The 13,794-nt window shown below is 56.9% G+C and carries 12 protein-coding genes; 7 read left to right on the top strand and 5 right to left on the bottom strand.

The features are described 5' to 3' along the window. Positions 1-11: 11 nt before the first annotated feature. Entirely contained in the window at positions 12-806 is a 795-nt protein-coding gene (locus tag OLX77_RS05805) for a dihydroorotate dehydrogenase electron transfer subunit (RefSeq protein WP_307632650.1), read from the top strand. Further along, positions 803-1,723: a dihydroorotate dehydrogenase gene (locus OLX77_RS05800; RefSeq protein WP_307632649.1), complete on the top strand. Its 921-nt coding sequence runs from the start codon at positions 803-805 to the stop codon at positions 1,721-1,723. Before OLX77_RS05805 ends, OLX77_RS05800 begins: the two co-directional genes overlap by 4 nt. Before the next feature lie 33 nt (positions 1,724-1,756). Here OLX77_RS05800 and OLX77_RS05795 read toward each other — a convergent pair whose 3' ends face one another. Next, positions 1,757-2,344 (bottom strand): histidine phosphatase family protein, encoded by a 588-nt coding sequence (locus OLX77_RS05795; RefSeq protein ID WP_307632648.1) that lies wholly within the window; start codon positions 2,342-2,344, stop codon positions 1,757-1,759. A gap of 177 nt (positions 2,345-2,521) precedes the next feature. Between OLX77_RS05795 and OLX77_RS05790 the strand changes: the two genes are divergently transcribed. From OLX77_RS05790 to aspS, 5 genes are all read left to right on the top strand, one after another. Continuing rightward, the gene (locus tag OLX77_RS05790) at positions 2,522-4,201 is read left to right on the top strand and encodes an FG-GAP repeat domain-containing protein (protein WP_307632647.1); all 1,680 of its coding nucleotides are present in this window, start codon (positions 2,522-2,524) and stop codon (positions 4,199-4,201) included. Between the two features lie 25 nt (positions 4,202-4,226). Further along, complete coding sequence (locus OLX77_RS05785) at positions 4,227-4,349, top strand: hypothetical protein (protein ID WP_307632646.1); 123 nt, start codon at positions 4,227-4,229, stop codon at positions 4,347-4,349. Positions 4,350-4,555: 206 nt separating this feature from the next. Next, the gene (locus OLX77_RS05780; protein WP_307632645.1) at positions 4,556-5,869 is read left to right on the top strand and encodes a hypothetical protein; all 1,314 of its coding nucleotides are present in this window, start codon (positions 4,556-4,558) and stop codon (positions 5,867-5,869) included. Positions 5,870-6,170: 301 nt separating this feature from the next. Next, a complete protein-coding gene (gene hisS / locus OLX77_RS05775; RefSeq protein ID WP_307632644.1) occupies positions 6,171-7,457 on the top strand; it encodes a histidine--tRNA ligase in 1,287 nt (428 codons plus the stop codon). Positions 7,458-7,712: 255 nt separating this feature from the next. Further along, the gene (aspS, locus tag OLX77_RS05770) at positions 7,713-9,497 is read left to right on the top strand and encodes an aspartate--tRNA ligase (protein ID WP_307632643.1); all 1,785 of its coding nucleotides are present in this window, start codon (positions 7,713-7,715) and stop codon (positions 9,495-9,497) included. A gap of 75 nt (positions 9,498-9,572) precedes the next feature. On the opposite strand, the gene OLX77_RS05765 is transcribed toward aspS, so the two are convergent. The 4 genes from OLX77_RS05765 to rpoN all read right to left on the bottom strand — a co-directional run bounded on the left by OLX77_RS05765 (position 9,573) and on the right by rpoN (position 13,492). Continuing rightward, the gene (locus OLX77_RS05765; RefSeq protein WP_307632642.1) at positions 9,573-9,962 is read right to left on the bottom strand and encodes a HEAT repeat domain-containing protein; all 390 of its coding nucleotides are present in this window, start codon (positions 9,960-9,962) and stop codon (positions 9,573-9,575) included. Positions 9,963-10,175: 213 nt separating this feature from the next. Next, the gene (yrfG, locus tag OLX77_RS05760) at positions 10,176-10,889 is read right to left on the bottom strand and encodes a GMP/IMP nucleotidase (RefSeq protein WP_307632641.1); all 714 of its coding nucleotides are present in this window, start codon (positions 10,887-10,889) and stop codon (positions 10,176-10,178) included. 224 nt (positions 10,890-11,113) lie between these two features. Then, positions 11,114-11,986, bottom strand: coding sequence for an RNase adapter RapZ (gene rapZ / locus OLX77_RS05755; protein ID WP_307632640.1), 873 nt, complete (start codon positions 11,984-11,986; stop codon positions 11,114-11,116). A 42-nt stretch (positions 11,987-12,028) separates the two neighbouring features. Beyond that, positions 12,029-13,492: an RNA polymerase factor sigma-54 gene (rpoN, locus tag OLX77_RS05750; protein ID WP_307632639.1), complete on the bottom strand. Its 1,464-nt coding sequence runs from the start codon at positions 13,490-13,492 to the stop codon at positions 12,029-12,031. Positions 13,493-13,794: the final 302 nt, after the last annotated feature.

The following is a 13,794-nucleotide window of genomic DNA, read 5'->3' as shown; positions in this document are numbered from 1 at the left end:
AATAGTTAACCATGAATCAATTTGAAGAACAGGCCGAAATCGTCCGACAGGAACAGCTCACTCCGGAAATATTCCGCCTGTCGCTGAAGGCCCCGGAAATTGCGAGCCAGGCGCGGCCCGGACAATTTGTCATGGTGCAAACCGCCTCGTGCTATGACCCCCTTCTCCGCCGCCCTCTTTCCATCCACCAAACCATCGGCAATGAGCTGGTACAGCTTCTTTATAAGGTTGTAGGGAAAGGAACCCGGATGCTCGCCGCTTTGACTCCGGGGCAAAGGCTGAAGCTGACCGGTCCCCTGGGGCACGGTTTCGATTTTTCCGACCAACAAGCACTTTGCCTAGTGGGCGGAGGGATGGGCATTGCTCCCCTCTATTTTCTTGCCAAAGAGATCCTGCGCACCGCCAATCCCCCCAAATGCGTGGTCCTGCTCGGCGCTCGTACTGCCGCCGAATTTGGCCCGCTGCCCCGGGATTTCATGGATATCGGGGTTACCCAAACCCATCTTGCCACCGACGATGGGAGTCTCGGCCACCAAGGGTTTGTGGCTGAACTGCTTCTCCAGCACCTTGCGCCTGGAAACCAATGGTCGGTGTGCACCTGCGGCCCGCATCCGATGATGAAGGCGGTGGTCAAGGCATGCCGACAGCAGGAGTGGCAATGCCAGGTCTCCCTGGAAACCATGATGGCCTGTGGAATCTCCGCCTGTCTCGGCTGCGCGATACCTCGGGCCGATCTCTCCGGCCCCTATCTCCATGTCTGCAAGGATGGCCCGGTATTTAATGCAAACGAGGTGGCCTGGCTATGAATCAACCGGATTTACGCGTCACCATTGGCGACCTCGTTTTCAAGAATCCCGTCCTTACCGCCTCCGGAACCTTCGGCTACGCCAAGGAGTTCGCCCCCTTCGTTAATCTCCATCACCTGGGCGGGGTGGTGGTTAAAGGCATCTCGCTGGCACCGCGCCGGGGCAATCCTCCGCCCCGCATCGTGGAAACAGCAGGAGGGATGCTCAACGCCATCGGCCTTGAAAATGTGGGGCTTGACCGCTTTATTAGCGAGAAAATGGACTATCTGCGGGGAATAGGGACCAGGGTTATCGTCAATATCCTGGGAGACAGCCTGGAAGAATATCAGACCTTGGCTCAACGGCTCAGCGAGGTTGAGGGGATCAGCGGGCTGGAGGTCAATATCTCCTGCCCCAATGTGAAAAAGGGCGGGGTTGCCTTTGGCACCGATCCGGCCATGGCCGAGGCAGTAACCCGGGCGGTGTGCGCCCACACCACCCTGCCGGTAATCGTCAAACTTTCCCCCAATGTCACGGACATAACCCAGATCGCCAGGGGTGTGGAAGCGGGCGGGGCACAGGCGGTCTCTCTGATCAACACCCTGCTGGGCATGGCCATTGATGTGAAAAGCCGCAGACCGAAGCTGGCCAATATCGTAGGCGGCCTCTCAGGCCCGGCGATCAAACCCATTGCCCTGCGCATGGTCTGGCAGGTGGCCCAGGCCGTAAAGATACCGGTGATCGGCATCGGCGGCATCACCACCACCGAGGATGCCCTGGAATTTCTTTTGGCTGGGGCAACAGCCATCGAGGTTGGCACCGCCAACTTCATCAACCCCCGTGCCAGCCAGGAGATCGTCGAAGGACTTGGCCGGTATGTGACGGAAAATAAACTTTCCGGGATCAGTGAGGTGATTGGCGGACTTATTGTGGGATAATTATTAGAAAACCCAAGAAGCGGAAAGTGACCATCACATCTCCACCGTAGTCCCTCCCGTATCATCCCGCACCAGAGTAACGACTTGGGCATTCCCCACCTTGATTGCCCGAAACTCCCCAAGGGGTCGCGCCAGATAATGGAGCAGCAGCGCCCGAACCACGATCAAATGCGAAACCACCAACAAGGTCTGCCCTGGAAATTCAGCACAGAGTGATTCAATAAAAGCGACCGCCCTCCCCTGCACCTCGGCAATGGTCTCACAGCCCGAAACGCTAAAGCCAGCCGGGTCGGCTAGCCAGGTTGGATATTCAGAGGCAAACCTCGCCCGAATCATCTCCTTGGTCAGGCCATCCCAATGGGGAATGCGGATCTCGTTTAACGCATCCTTCGCTTCAACCGGCACGGAGAGCAAGTCGCCAACAATCCCGGCCGACTGCCTGGTCCTCGCCAAAGGACCAGAGAAAATCTTGTTGATCGCGCAAAGAGCAAGTCTTTTCCCAACCTCCAAAAGCTGGGACTCTCCCTCCGGATGCAAGGGCTCCTGGGTGCGTCCGGCAAAGAGATCATTCTTGTTTGCCGCAGTAACCCCATGCCGAATAAGATAGATGGTGGTTTTCATATATATCCTTTCACTCGTTCGTCCGAACCGTCTTGCTTCGCAAAAGAGACCGATTCCAGTAAGCATCGCAGCCGCATGGTTTACAAAAAACTCTTGCCCTCCCACGTTTCTTCGGGGTAAGCTTCAAGTTTTAAACTCTACGGAAAACTACCCTTCTTTTCAATAAGGAAACAGGTCATGCTCAAACAAATCCAGCGTACAATCTTCCCGGCAATGCTTGCCGCACTGATTTTCGCCATGCAGCTCGCCTTGCCGAGCACCGGCACCGCCCAGACCGGACGCATCGCCTTCCTGCCCTTCAAGGCCAACGCCCCCCAGGACATGAGCTATCTCACCAGCGGCATCCGCAATATGCTGGCAAGCCGGCTTGCCTCGGAGATCGGCCTCACCGTAATCGACAACGCCACGGTGGACAAGGCCCTGGCCAGCGCCGGGAACCCGACCCAGAACGAGGCGTATCTCAAATTGGCCAAATCGCTTCAGGCCGACTACCTGGTGGCCGGCAGCCTCACCTCCCTGGGCGGCAGTCTTTCCCTGGATGCCAAGTTTTTTGAGGTGGCCAAGGGGCAGACACGGAATTTTTATGCCACAGCCAAGAACGAAAGCGAGATTATCCAGAGCATCGACTCGCTCGCTTGGGATATAGGCGAGAAGATCTTCGCCCACAAACGCCCCGCCACCGCGCTGGTCCAACCCCAAGCAGCCGGGCAGGCTGCCCAGCCCCAGTATGCTACGGCCCATCCGGACCGGGCCTTTGCCGGCCGCACCGGCGCGGGAGGCGGCTCACCCTTTATCTATCCGAAAGGCATCACCAGCGAGTTCCAGAAAACCCAGAACATGAAGCTTTCCCTGCAGTACATGGAAACGGCCGATCTTGACGGCGACGGCCAGGACGAGGTGATTTTTGCCGACATCGACTCCGTGCAAATCTATAAGCGCGACGAGAATCGCTTACGCAAGGTTGGCCAAATCCAAGGCAAGGCAGGATACCGCATTCACGCCATCACCGTGGCCGACTTGGACAAAAACGGCAAGCCGGAAATCTATGTCAGCGCGGCAGACGCAAAACAACCCAACTCCTTTGCCTTCGAGTGGCTTGGGGCAGACAAGGGCAACTATCTGTTCCAGGATGCCAGATGGTACATCCGGGCCATGCCCATCCCGGGCGAAGGCATGGTCCTGGCCGGCCAGCGGGCAGGATCGAACAAAGCGGTTGACCCGGGGATCTTCCGTCTTGACCAGGGCAATAAGGATCTAAAAGCAGGCAGCGCCATGGAGGTTCCGGAGAGCCTCAACCTGTTTGATTTCACCATTGCCGATCTCGATAACGACGGCAGCCGGGAGATCATCGCCATCGACCAATACGACCGCCTCAAGGTCATGCGCTCCAGCGGCACCGTCCTCTGGAAGAGCGATGAGTTTTACGGCGGCACCACCCGCTACATCGGGGGCACCGATGCCTTTGGCGCAAGCAAAGAAAGTAGCCAGGATAGCTCCGCCCGCATCTACATCCCCTCGCGGATCATCGCCTATGACGTCAATGGCGACGGCCAACTGGACATCATCATCAACAAAAACCTCTCCACCTCGTCGCGGTTGTTCACCAACATGAAAAATTACCCCTCCGGCGAGATCCACGCCCTGAGCTGGAACGGCATCGCCCTCTCCGAGCTGTGGCGGACAAGAAAGATCGACGGCTATATCGTGGACTACCTTCTCCGCCCCAATGCGGACAAGAAGGGTGCTGAGCTGCTGGTGGGACTGGCGCTCAACGCCGGTTCGCTGGACATGTTCAGCGAACAGACCTCGACCATGCTCATCTACCAACTGGATTTCAGCAAAAAGCAGGAGCAGTAAGACCGTAAAGAAATATGAAGAGCGCATGGAAACACAGGAAATTCTTGCCGCCCACAAGACCATGAAAGTGATGGCCGCCGCAATCGAGAATGCAAAGGGTGACAGGTGGGTGGCGGAAACCGAAGTGTTGCGTGCCCTACAGGCATAGAGCAGAAGACAAGCGCCGTTCGTGGTGAGCCTGTCAAGCCAAACGCATTTCACACGTGGTCCAGGTCATAGCGTAAGGGTGAGGATTGGTTCCTCTCCCGGTAAAAAAAATTAGACTGCGGTAAAAAAAACTTGACATTGCGTCTAAGAATTTGCTTTAACGGACTTGAGTCTTTTTTTTATTAACACTTATCAAGGAGATAAGAGATGAAAAAAGTATTATCTACAGTCGCAGCTTTGGGCCTGGTCGCGGGACTGGCCACCACTGCCTCCGCCGTTGAATTTAAAATGAGCGGCATGTACCTGGTTGAAGGCGCATATCTGTCCGATGGTTCCGGCAATGGCGTTAATCCCACCGAAGAAGTTGGCGAAGATAACCTCTCCGACAACTACTACCTGCACACCTTTGAGATGAAGCCCACCATGAAGGTCAACGACAAGATCTCCATGACCTCGGTTATCCGTCTCGCAGACGACACCTTCTGGGGCAACCAGGTTGACGGCGATCTTGCTGCTGACCGCAACATTGGTGGAGCCAATAGTGATGTCGAAGTTTGGCAGCTGTACATGGACTATGCCTCCCCCATCGGCAAGATGAAATTGGGTCGCACCTCTGCCGGCGCATACGGCACCGGCTTCCGTGATTTCGATTCCCGCGCCAACCGGGTTATGCTCTACCCTTCCTTCCTGGCAGACGGCCCTTGGTCCACCCTGTTCTACGTAGAAAAGGTTACGGAGAACAGTGTTACTGCCAACTCACAGACCGCTAACGATTCCGACAAGTATGTTGGTCGTGTGTACTACAAGAACGAAAATCTTGATTCCGGCCTGCACTACGGCTACTACAACGACAATGACACTGCTGCGCATCCAACCTACACCACCAGCAAGCAAGAGTTGACCGCCTATGGCAAGTACAAGATGGACAACTACTTTGTTAACGCCGAGTTGACCCACTTCTTCGGCGAGAAAGATTTTGTTGCCGCTGGCACCGCTGACCGAGATTACGATTCTTGGGCAGGCATGCTGCAGGTAGGTGCCAAGGTTGACGCCCTGACCCCGAGCCTCATGTACTTCTACGGCCAGGGCCAGGATGCTACCTCCACTGATATCGAGAATGCTCTGGGCGAAACCGGCACCGGCGATCTCTTCGAGCCCCTCTACATCCTCACCGGCCGTCACACCGGCCTGTTGAACAACGATCTCTTCAACGGCATGACCGGCGGCATGAGCACCAATGGCGTACACGCCATCGTTGCTGCTGCCGACTATGCGGTTTCCAACCAGTTGTCCCTGCACGGCGCAATCGGCTGGGCCAAGGCTGACGAGGTTGCTGCAGGTGCAGATGATTCCTACGGCTGGGAGTACAACGTCGGCGCTGCTTACAAGCTGCTCGACAACCTGACCTACGAGGCACATTTCGGCTACCTGGATGCCGGCGAATACTTCGAGAGCGCCATCAATGCTAACGATGAACAGAGCATCTACATCCTGACCCACTCGCTGACCATGACCTTCTAATCCTGTCTATGCCTTACGCATAGCAGTTTAGTTGGAAGCTGTTCACATCAAGCCCTGCCGGATTTCCGGCAGGGCTTTTTTTTATTAGTATTTGACTGGGGGAGAATTGCCTGTCCGGACAAACACCGGCGAATTACCCATTCACTATCCTTGCTTACCTTCTCCCCTCTTGCCTCTCTTGACTTTTTGCCGGAGAAGGGATAAGAATACCTGTTTTTCTGCCATTATTTCTGATTGACGTATTTTCCCCGCGATACATCGCTGGGTGTTTTTTATCTCTTCCGTGCAGGCGAGGCAAACGATGACCATTCAGGCCCTCAAAGGCTTCAAGGATATTCTCCCCGATGAGGTCGGGGTCTGGCAGCATATCGAGGCCACGGCCAGGGATATCTTTCAGCGCTTCGGCTTCACCGAGATCCGGGTGCCGATCCTGGAAAAGACCGAGCTCTTTGCCCGCTCCATCGGTGAGGCCACCGATATCGTCGAAAAAGAGATGTACTCCTTTCCCGACCGCAACGGCGATTCGGTCACCATGCGGCCGGAAGGCACCGCTTCGGTCCTGCGGGCCTTTATCGAGCATGGTCTGCAGACCAGGCTGCCGGTGCAGCGCCTCTATACCATCGGCCCCATGTTCCGGCATGAACGCCCGCAAAAGGGGAGGCTGCGGCAGTTTCACCAGATGAGCGTCGAGGTGTTGGGCTTGGATCATCCCCGTCTGGATGCCGAGCTGATCGCCATGGCCTGGTTGATCCTGCAAGAGCTTGGTCTTACCACGAGCCTGCAGATCAACTCCCTGGGTTGCCCGGCCTGTCGGCCCGGTTACAAAGAGGCCCTGGTACAATTTCTGGCCGCCCGCAAAGAGCATATCTGTGAAGATTGCCAGCGGCGCAGCCAAAGCAACCCGCTCCGAGTACTGGACTGCAAGAGCAGCCATTGCCAGGAGCAGTATGTGAACGCGCCCTCCATCCTTGAGCATCTCTGCCCGGGCTGCGCGGACCATTTCAGCCAGGCCAAGGCAAGCCTTGATCTCCTCGCAATTCCCTACGCGGTGAACCCCTTCATGGTCCGCGGCCTTGATTATTACACCCGCACCACCTTTGAGCTCGTCACCGATGCCCTGGGCGCGCAGAGCGCGGTGGGGGCAGGCGGCCGCTACGACGGGCTGGTGGCACAGTTGGGCGGGGCCAAGAACATGCCCGGCATCGGCTTTGCCATGGGCATGGAACGGCTGGCCCTCCTGCTGGGCCAGCAGAACGCAGGGTCCTGCCCTGAGACCGCCACAGACCTTTTTGTCGCCGCCCTGGGCGAGGAGGCTGCGGTCAGGGCGTTTCCCCTGGTGCACCTGTTGCGGCGCAAAGGGCTGCAGGTGGGTATGGATCTTGAGGGCAAGAGCCTGAAAAGCCAGATGAAGCAAGCAGACCGCGCCAAGGCGCGCTTTGTCCTCATTCTGGGCGAGGAGGAGCTCGCCAAGGGCGAAGCGATGCTGCGCGATATGAGCAGCAAGGAGCAGCAGCAAGTGGCTCTGGCGGGGACGGAAGAGGCTTTCTGCGCGATGCTGATTGAGGCTATCGCGAAAACCAAACAATAGGCTACAGAAAGGATGTTTTCTTGGTCCTCTCGGGAAAAATCGTCACCCCGACGAAAACCAGGGTTCAACCTTTCCGCCGATACTTGAAAAAACTGGATCGGAGTCTCGCTTGGCTCGCTTACCTCCGGCTTTCGCCGGAATGACGGAATAATACTACGGTCTATCTTGGTTACGCACACCCGCGCCTCTGCGCCGTTGCGTTAATTTTTTTCACTTTTCACTATTCATTTTTCACTACCTAAAAGGAGCAGTCCTATGGAATCCATGGGAGGACTCAAACGTACCCACAACTGTAATGCCCTGACCCAAGCCGATGTCGGCAAGGAGATCGTTCTCATGGGGTGGGTGCTCAGGCGCCGGGACCATGGCGGGGTTATTTTCATCGACCTGCGGGACCGCTGGGGGCTCACTCAGGTGGTGTTCAACCCCGAGATCAATGCCGAGATCCATGCCAAGGCCCATAACATCAGAAGCGAGTGGGTCCTGGCCATCCGGGGCGTTGTCGAAGCGCGGCCCGATGGGATGCGCAACCCCAAGCTCCCCACCGGCGAGATCGAGGTGCGGGTCACGGAGTTACGGATCCTCAACCAGAGCAAGACCCCGCCCTTTCCGCTGGACGAGGAGACCGAGATCTCCGAAACCCTGCGCCTCAAGTACCGCTACATCGACCTGCGGCGTCCCCGCATGGCCGAGAGCCTCATCATGCGGCACAAAGCGTCCCAGGCCATTCGCACCTATCTCAACGGCGAGAATTTTCTTGAGATCGAGACCCCGGTGCTCACCCGCTCCACTCCGGAAGGGGCCAGGGACTATCTGGTGCCGAGCCGGGTCAACCAGGGGAAATTCTTTGCCCTGCCCCAGTCGCCGCAGCTGTTCAAACAGCTCCTGATGGTGGCCGGCATGGACCGCTACTACCAGATCGTTCGCTGTTTCCGCGATGAAGATCTGCGCGCCGACCGGCAGCCCGAGTTCACCCAGGTGGATATGGAGCTCTCTTTTGTCGAAGAAGAGGACATCTACACTATCGCCGAAGGGCTGATGCAACTCCTGTTCAAGGAAACCATCGGCCTTACGCTCAGCCTGCCCTTCCCGCGCATGACCTATGAAGAGGCGATGAACCGCTACGGCTGCGACAAACCGGATACCCGTTTCGGCTTTGAGCTGATCAGCCTCACCGAAGAGGTGCGCAATTGCGGCTTCCAGGTGTTCCGCACCGTGGTGGAAAAGGGCGGCATGGTCAAGGCCATCAACGCCAAAGGGTGCGCCCATTTTTCCCGCAAGGACCTCGACGATCTCACCGCTTACGTGGCCAATTTCGGAGCCAAGGGGTTGGCCTGGGTCAAGGTCAAGCCGGATGGCGAATGGCAGTCGCCCATTGCCAAGTTCTTCTCCGACGAGGAGCGGGCCGGCATGAGCAAAACCCTGGGCGCCGAAACCGACGACCTGCTCTTTTTTGTCGCCGACCAGCCAGGGGTCGTGCACCAGGCGTTGTCCGAGCTGCGCCTTGAGATGGGGCGCAGGCTCAACCTCATCGACAAAAAGCAGTTCAACTTCCTCTGGGTCTGCGACTTTCCGCTCCTGGAGTATGACCATGACCAGAAGCGGCATACGGCCGTGCATCACCCCTTTACCGCCCCCAACGAGGAAGATATCCCCCTCATGGATACGGAGCCGGGCAAGATGCGAAGCCGGGCCTACGACCTGGTTTTAAACGGCACCGAGATCGGCGGCGGCTCCATCCGGATCCATCAGAAGGAGATGCAGGAACGGGTTTTTGCCGCCTTGGGCATTTCGGAAGAGGAAGTGACAGACAAATTCGATTTTCTCGTCAAGGCGCTTGAGCTGGGCGCGCCGCCGCACGGCGGCATGGCCTTTGGTCTGGACCGTTTGATGATGATCCTGCTGGGCCGCGACTCCATCCGCGACGTTATCGCCTTCCCCAAAACCCAGAAGGCGACCTGTCCGCTCACCGATGCTCCGTCCGCCGTAGCGAGAAAGCAGCTGACCGAGCTGGGGTTACGGCCCGACTGGAAGGAGTAGGAGAACAGTGAAAAATGAAGAGTGAAAAGTTAAAAATTAAAAGTTCTCCGCTTTTCACTCTTCATTTTCAACGCTTCACTTTTCACTGAGAATATCCCCCACCATCTCCCGGATCTGCGGCTCCGGGTCATCGGCCAGGGGCTTGAGGTGGGCCAACGCCTCGGTGGTGCCGATGATGCCCAGCAGGGTCACGGCCTCCCCCCGCATCCACACCGTCTCCTCACTGAGCACCGGAAGCAAGGAGGGAATAGCGAGCGCCACCTCCTGCGGGTGGATAGCCATCATCTCTTCAAAAAGCACCGCCATCCCCATCCGCACCCGAAAGCGCTCATCACGCAGCAGCTCGCCGCTGAGCGCGTAGAGAGAAGGGTCCTGCCTGAACATGGCCATGATGTTCTCCACATGGCCCAGCTCCAAGAAATCGCCAATAACCGCGATCATTTCCGCCCGTTCTTTTTCGTGCATGATTGTTCCTTTGGGGTTCACAGATTCAAGGCTGGGATACGCAGGGACAGGTGCATGCGACAAAACCCTTTAACAATAGCCGCAAAACAGCGATCCTTCGACGGGGTCAGGATGAACGGAAATCACTTAATTCATTGAGATTCCGTTCGTGCTGAGCCCTTCGACCATGCTCAGGAGAGCCCTGTCGAAGCACTTGTTTAAAACAATTCCGATTCATTCCAGAGAGATTGAGCTGAATCCTGGAACATATCCCTTGTGTGTCTCAGGGATCAGCTCCTTAAAGTCGACCACCGAAGGGAACTCCTCTGAACGGGCAACCGGCTTGCGGCTGCTGGGGCGGGCAACAAAGACAAGAAAGCCCATGCCGTACTGCCGGGCAGAGGCCAACACCTTTGCGGTGTCATCGGCCAGCATGGTTCTTTCTTTCTCATAGCCCAGCATCGCTTCCAGCCCTTGCCAGAAGCGCGGATCTTCCTTGGCCATCCCAACCTCTTCCGCACAGATGATCCGGTCAAAATATCCGGTCAGCGCCGTTTTTTCCATCTTGATGGCCAGGGTCTTGCTGTGGGCGTTGGTCACCAGATAGATCTTCTTGCCGGCCGCGCGACAAAACCTGAGAAAGACCACCACATGGGGATGTACGCCGATAAGGTGATTGATCTTCATTTTAAGGGCCGGGATATCAAGCCCCAGCTCATTGGACCAGAAATCCAGATCGGTCCAGGCGAGGGTGCCCTCCCTGCCCTTATAGCGAGACAACAGCTCTTGCCTTGCCTCGTCGATGGAAAGGTCATGCTCCAGAGCATAGTGCTCCGGCACATAATGCTCCCAGAAATAATCGTCAAAATGCCGGTCCAGCAAGGTGCCGTCCATGTCCAACAGGACCGTGTCTATTGCCTGCCAATCCAATAGTGGTGTTTCCATCATATGCGCTCATCAGGCCCAGGTCGCTTGTGCGCCTTTCGCCTTGTTTTTTTATTTGACAACGATCCAGCTTAAAGCAAAAAAATAGCAAATCAATAAGGGGGGGGGTAAATGTTCAGCAGCGCCGCTTCGCTGCTGCCGCAGATGCGCGAAAGAGGCCAGCGAAGTGTGCTATTGCAATGAGCAGGCCGATGACAAAGCAGATGCGGTGCTGCTGGACAGTTACCCTATTTGTCCAGATCACGATGGAAGAGCTTCACCACCCATTTGCCCCCGGCAAGATGGCGATGAACCTCCTCGGCCACCGCGACGGAGCGGTGTTTCCCGCCGGTACAGCCAACGGCGATGGTGAGATAGGCCTTGCCAGCCTGTTCGAATTCCGGCAGCAAAAAATCAAGCAGCCCGGAAAGGTGGGCGAAAAATTTGCGGCCGCTCTCATTTGCCAAGGCATGCGCAGCCACCGCCGCATCGCGCCCGGTTTTTTCCTTGAGCTCTGCCACATAATAGGGGTTTGGCAAAAAACGGACATCAAACAACAAGTCTGCCTCGCTTGGCAAGCCATGTTTATGGCCAAAAGAAAGGATGTTCACCCGCATGTCGGCAACCGGAGAAGCATCGTGCTGCAGGAGCTTATGCCGCAGCTCGGTGGGGGTGAGATTGCTGGTGTCGATCACCCGGTCAGCCAGGTGGCGAAGACCGGCCAAACGCGTCTTTTCGGAGGCAATCCCGTCCTGAACCAAACCGACCTGAGCCAGGGGGTGGGCGCGGCGCAGCTGACTGTAACGCCGGAGCAGAACCGTGTCATTGGCCTCGAGAAAAACGATCTGCGCCAGCGTGACCTTGGGCTTCACTTCCTTCAATACTCCGGCCAGAGCGGGGGCAAGCTCGGCATCCCTGGCATCCATGACCAGAGCCAGGCGGTGGGGCCCATCAGCTTTCCGGGCCATGCCGTCGAGCAGGGGCAGGAGGAGAAAAACAGGGAGGTTATCGATACAGAGAAACCCGGCATCCTCAAAAACATTGAGGGCCGTGGACTTGCCTGCCCCGGAAAGGCCGGTGATGATGGTCAGGGTTAGTGGCGGGATGGCGGGTTCAGACATGGCGTGACAAGGCTCCGGCAAAGGGGAAGACAGGCATCCGGGTCAGCTCAGTTTGGGTTTTTTTCGGAACTTGGACGGGAGAATCCCAATCTGCTCCCGGTACTTGGCCACGGTCCGCCGCGCCAGCTTGATATCCTCTTTGGCGAAGATCTCGGCAATGGCATTGTCGCTCAAGGGGTCTTGATGGTCTTCACCAGCAATAATACTACGGATCCGCTCCTTAATGCTTTCCGAGGCCATGGCGTCGCCGCCGTCATGGCGGCTGATGGCGGAGTTGAAGAAATATTTCAACTCAAAGGTGCCTTGGGGGGTATGCACGTACTTGTTACTCGTCACCCGGCTGATCGTCGATTCGTGCATGCCGAGATCCTCGGCCACATCGCGCAAGACCAGGGGCTTCAGATGGGCGACCCCTTTCTCAAAAAAATCGTGCTGAAACTTAAGGAGCGATTCCACCACCCGGTAGATGGTGCGTTGCCGCTGATGGATACTTTTTATCAGCCAAAGGGCCGATTTGAGTTTCTCTTGCACGTAATTCTTGGTGTCGGCCGGGGCGCCGGAATCTTTTTTCAGGATATCCTTGTAATAGTTGCTGACCTTGAGCCGGGGCAGCCCTTCATCGTTTAGAAGAATGACATATTCCCCGCCGATCTTGTGCACATAGACATCGGGGATGATGTACTGGGGCTCCTCTTCGGAATAGATCCTGCCCGGATGCGGGTCCAGGGCGGTAATCACCGTGATCGCGCTGAGGATTTCCTCGATGGGCCGGCCCGTAGCCCTGGCAATGGCCCCGAAATTTCTGTTTTCCAGGGTATGCAGATGCTCCCGGACGATGGTCGCGGCCAGGGAAACCCCAAGCCCCAAACGGGCAAGCTGCAAGAGCAGGCAATCCTTAAGATCCCGCGCCCCGACCCCGGCCGGGTCCATCTCCTGGACCACACTGATCATGCGGTGGGCCAACTCAGCGTCACAGCCCGTGCCTTCGGAAATTTCCGCCTCCGTCACCACCAGAAAACCATCCCGGTCCAGGTTGCCGATAACGAAATGGCCGACCTCCTGCTCCTCTGCCGTAAGATGGGACAGAGTCAGTTGCCAGGAAAGATGGGAATGCAGGTCCGGTTTGGCGGTCAGGATGTCAAGGCGGGAGGGCAGGTCGTTGTCATCCCGGCCCCGGCTGGAGAAACCGCTTTCATATTCGTTGCTGTAATTTTCCCAGTCGATCTCCCGCAAGGAAGAGTCGTTTTCCATCTGGACCTCGGTGGTCCGTTCCGGCTCGACCACGGCAATGTCCATCTGATCCGGGCCATTGCCTTCATGCTCTGCCTCGCCCTGATCCTGGGTGTCCGTCGCTTCTTCCAGCACCGGGTTGATCTCGATTTCCTGCTGGATGGTTTCGGCAAGCTCAAGCCGGGAAAGCTGCAGCAACTTGATCGCCTGCTGCAACTGGGGGGTCATCACCAGTTGCTGGCTGAGTTTCAGTTGCTGTCTCAGTTCAAGAGCCATGTTCGCCGAAATCCTTTACTGCAAAAGACACACAGGGTGCGGCGCGGGATTGCGCGGCCCTTGTGTGAGTATAATACTCCATGACGGCAAGGTTTTTGCAAGAAGAATTTAAGGGAACGAAGAAAGAAAGGGTATTTTGTTGCGATGGCTGTCAGGAAGAAATCATTCCACAAGGCACCAAAAACCAGCCGCGCCGCTTCGCTGCTGCCGCAGATGCGCGTGTCAAGTGTCGGCAGAAGTGTCCGACAAAGAGGCCTGCGAAGTGGCTATTGCACATGAGCCGGCCGATGAAAGCTAAGCGA

This window comes from Thiovibrio frasassiensis, assembly GCF_029607905.1.
In the GTDB taxonomy this organism is placed as follows: domain Bacteria; phylum Desulfobacterota; class Desulfobulbia; order Desulfobulbales; family Desulfurivibrionaceae; genus Thiovibrio; species Thiovibrio frasassiensis.
The sequence above is the reverse complement of the archived record's forward strand: the minus strand, read 5'-3'. Positions and strand labels throughout refer to the sequence as shown.

Excerpts from the sequence above, each read along its gene's own strand:
- OLX77_RS05805 (WP_307632650.1), top strand. The coding sequence starts at position 12 with ATGAATCAATTTGAAGAACAGGCCGAAATCGTCCGACAGGAACAGCTC.
- OLX77_RS05800 (WP_307632649.1), top strand. The coding sequence starts at position 803 with ATGAATCAACCGGATTTACGCGTCACCATTGGCGACCTCGTTTTCAAG.
- OLX77_RS05795 (WP_307632648.1), bottom strand. The coding sequence starts at position 2,344 with ATGAAAACCACCATCTATCTTATTCGGCATGGGGTTACTGCGGCAAAC.
- OLX77_RS05790 (WP_307632647.1), top strand. The coding sequence starts at position 2,522 with ATGCTCAAACAAATCCAGCGTACAATCTTCCCGGCAATGCTTGCCGCA.
- OLX77_RS05785 (WP_307632646.1), top strand. The coding sequence starts at position 4,227 with ATGGAAACACAGGAAATTCTTGCCGCCCACAAGACCATGAAAGTGATG.
- OLX77_RS05780 (WP_307632645.1), top strand. The coding sequence starts at position 4,556 with ATGAAAAAAGTATTATCTACAGTCGCAGCTTTGGGCCTGGTCGCGGGA.
- hisS (WP_307632644.1), top strand. The coding sequence starts at position 6,171 with ATGACCATTCAGGCCCTCAAAGGCTTCAAGGATATTCTCCCCGATGAG.
- aspS (WP_307632643.1), top strand. The coding sequence starts at position 7,713 with ATGGAATCCATGGGAGGACTCAAACGTACCCACAACTGTAATGCCCTG.
- OLX77_RS05765 (WP_307632642.1), bottom strand. The coding sequence starts at position 9,962 with ATGCACGAAAAAGAACGGGCGGAAATGATCGCGGTTATTGGCGATTTC.
- yrfG (WP_307632641.1), bottom strand. The coding sequence starts at position 10,889 with ATGATGGAAACACCACTATTGGATTGGCAGGCAATAGACACGGTCCTG.
- rapZ (WP_307632640.1), bottom strand. The coding sequence starts at position 11,986 with ATGTCTGAACCCGCCATCCCGCCACTAACCCTGACCATCATCACCGGC.
- rpoN (WP_307632639.1), bottom strand. The coding sequence starts at position 13,492 with ATGGCTCTTGAACTGAGACAGCAACTGAAACTCAGCCAGCAACTGGTG.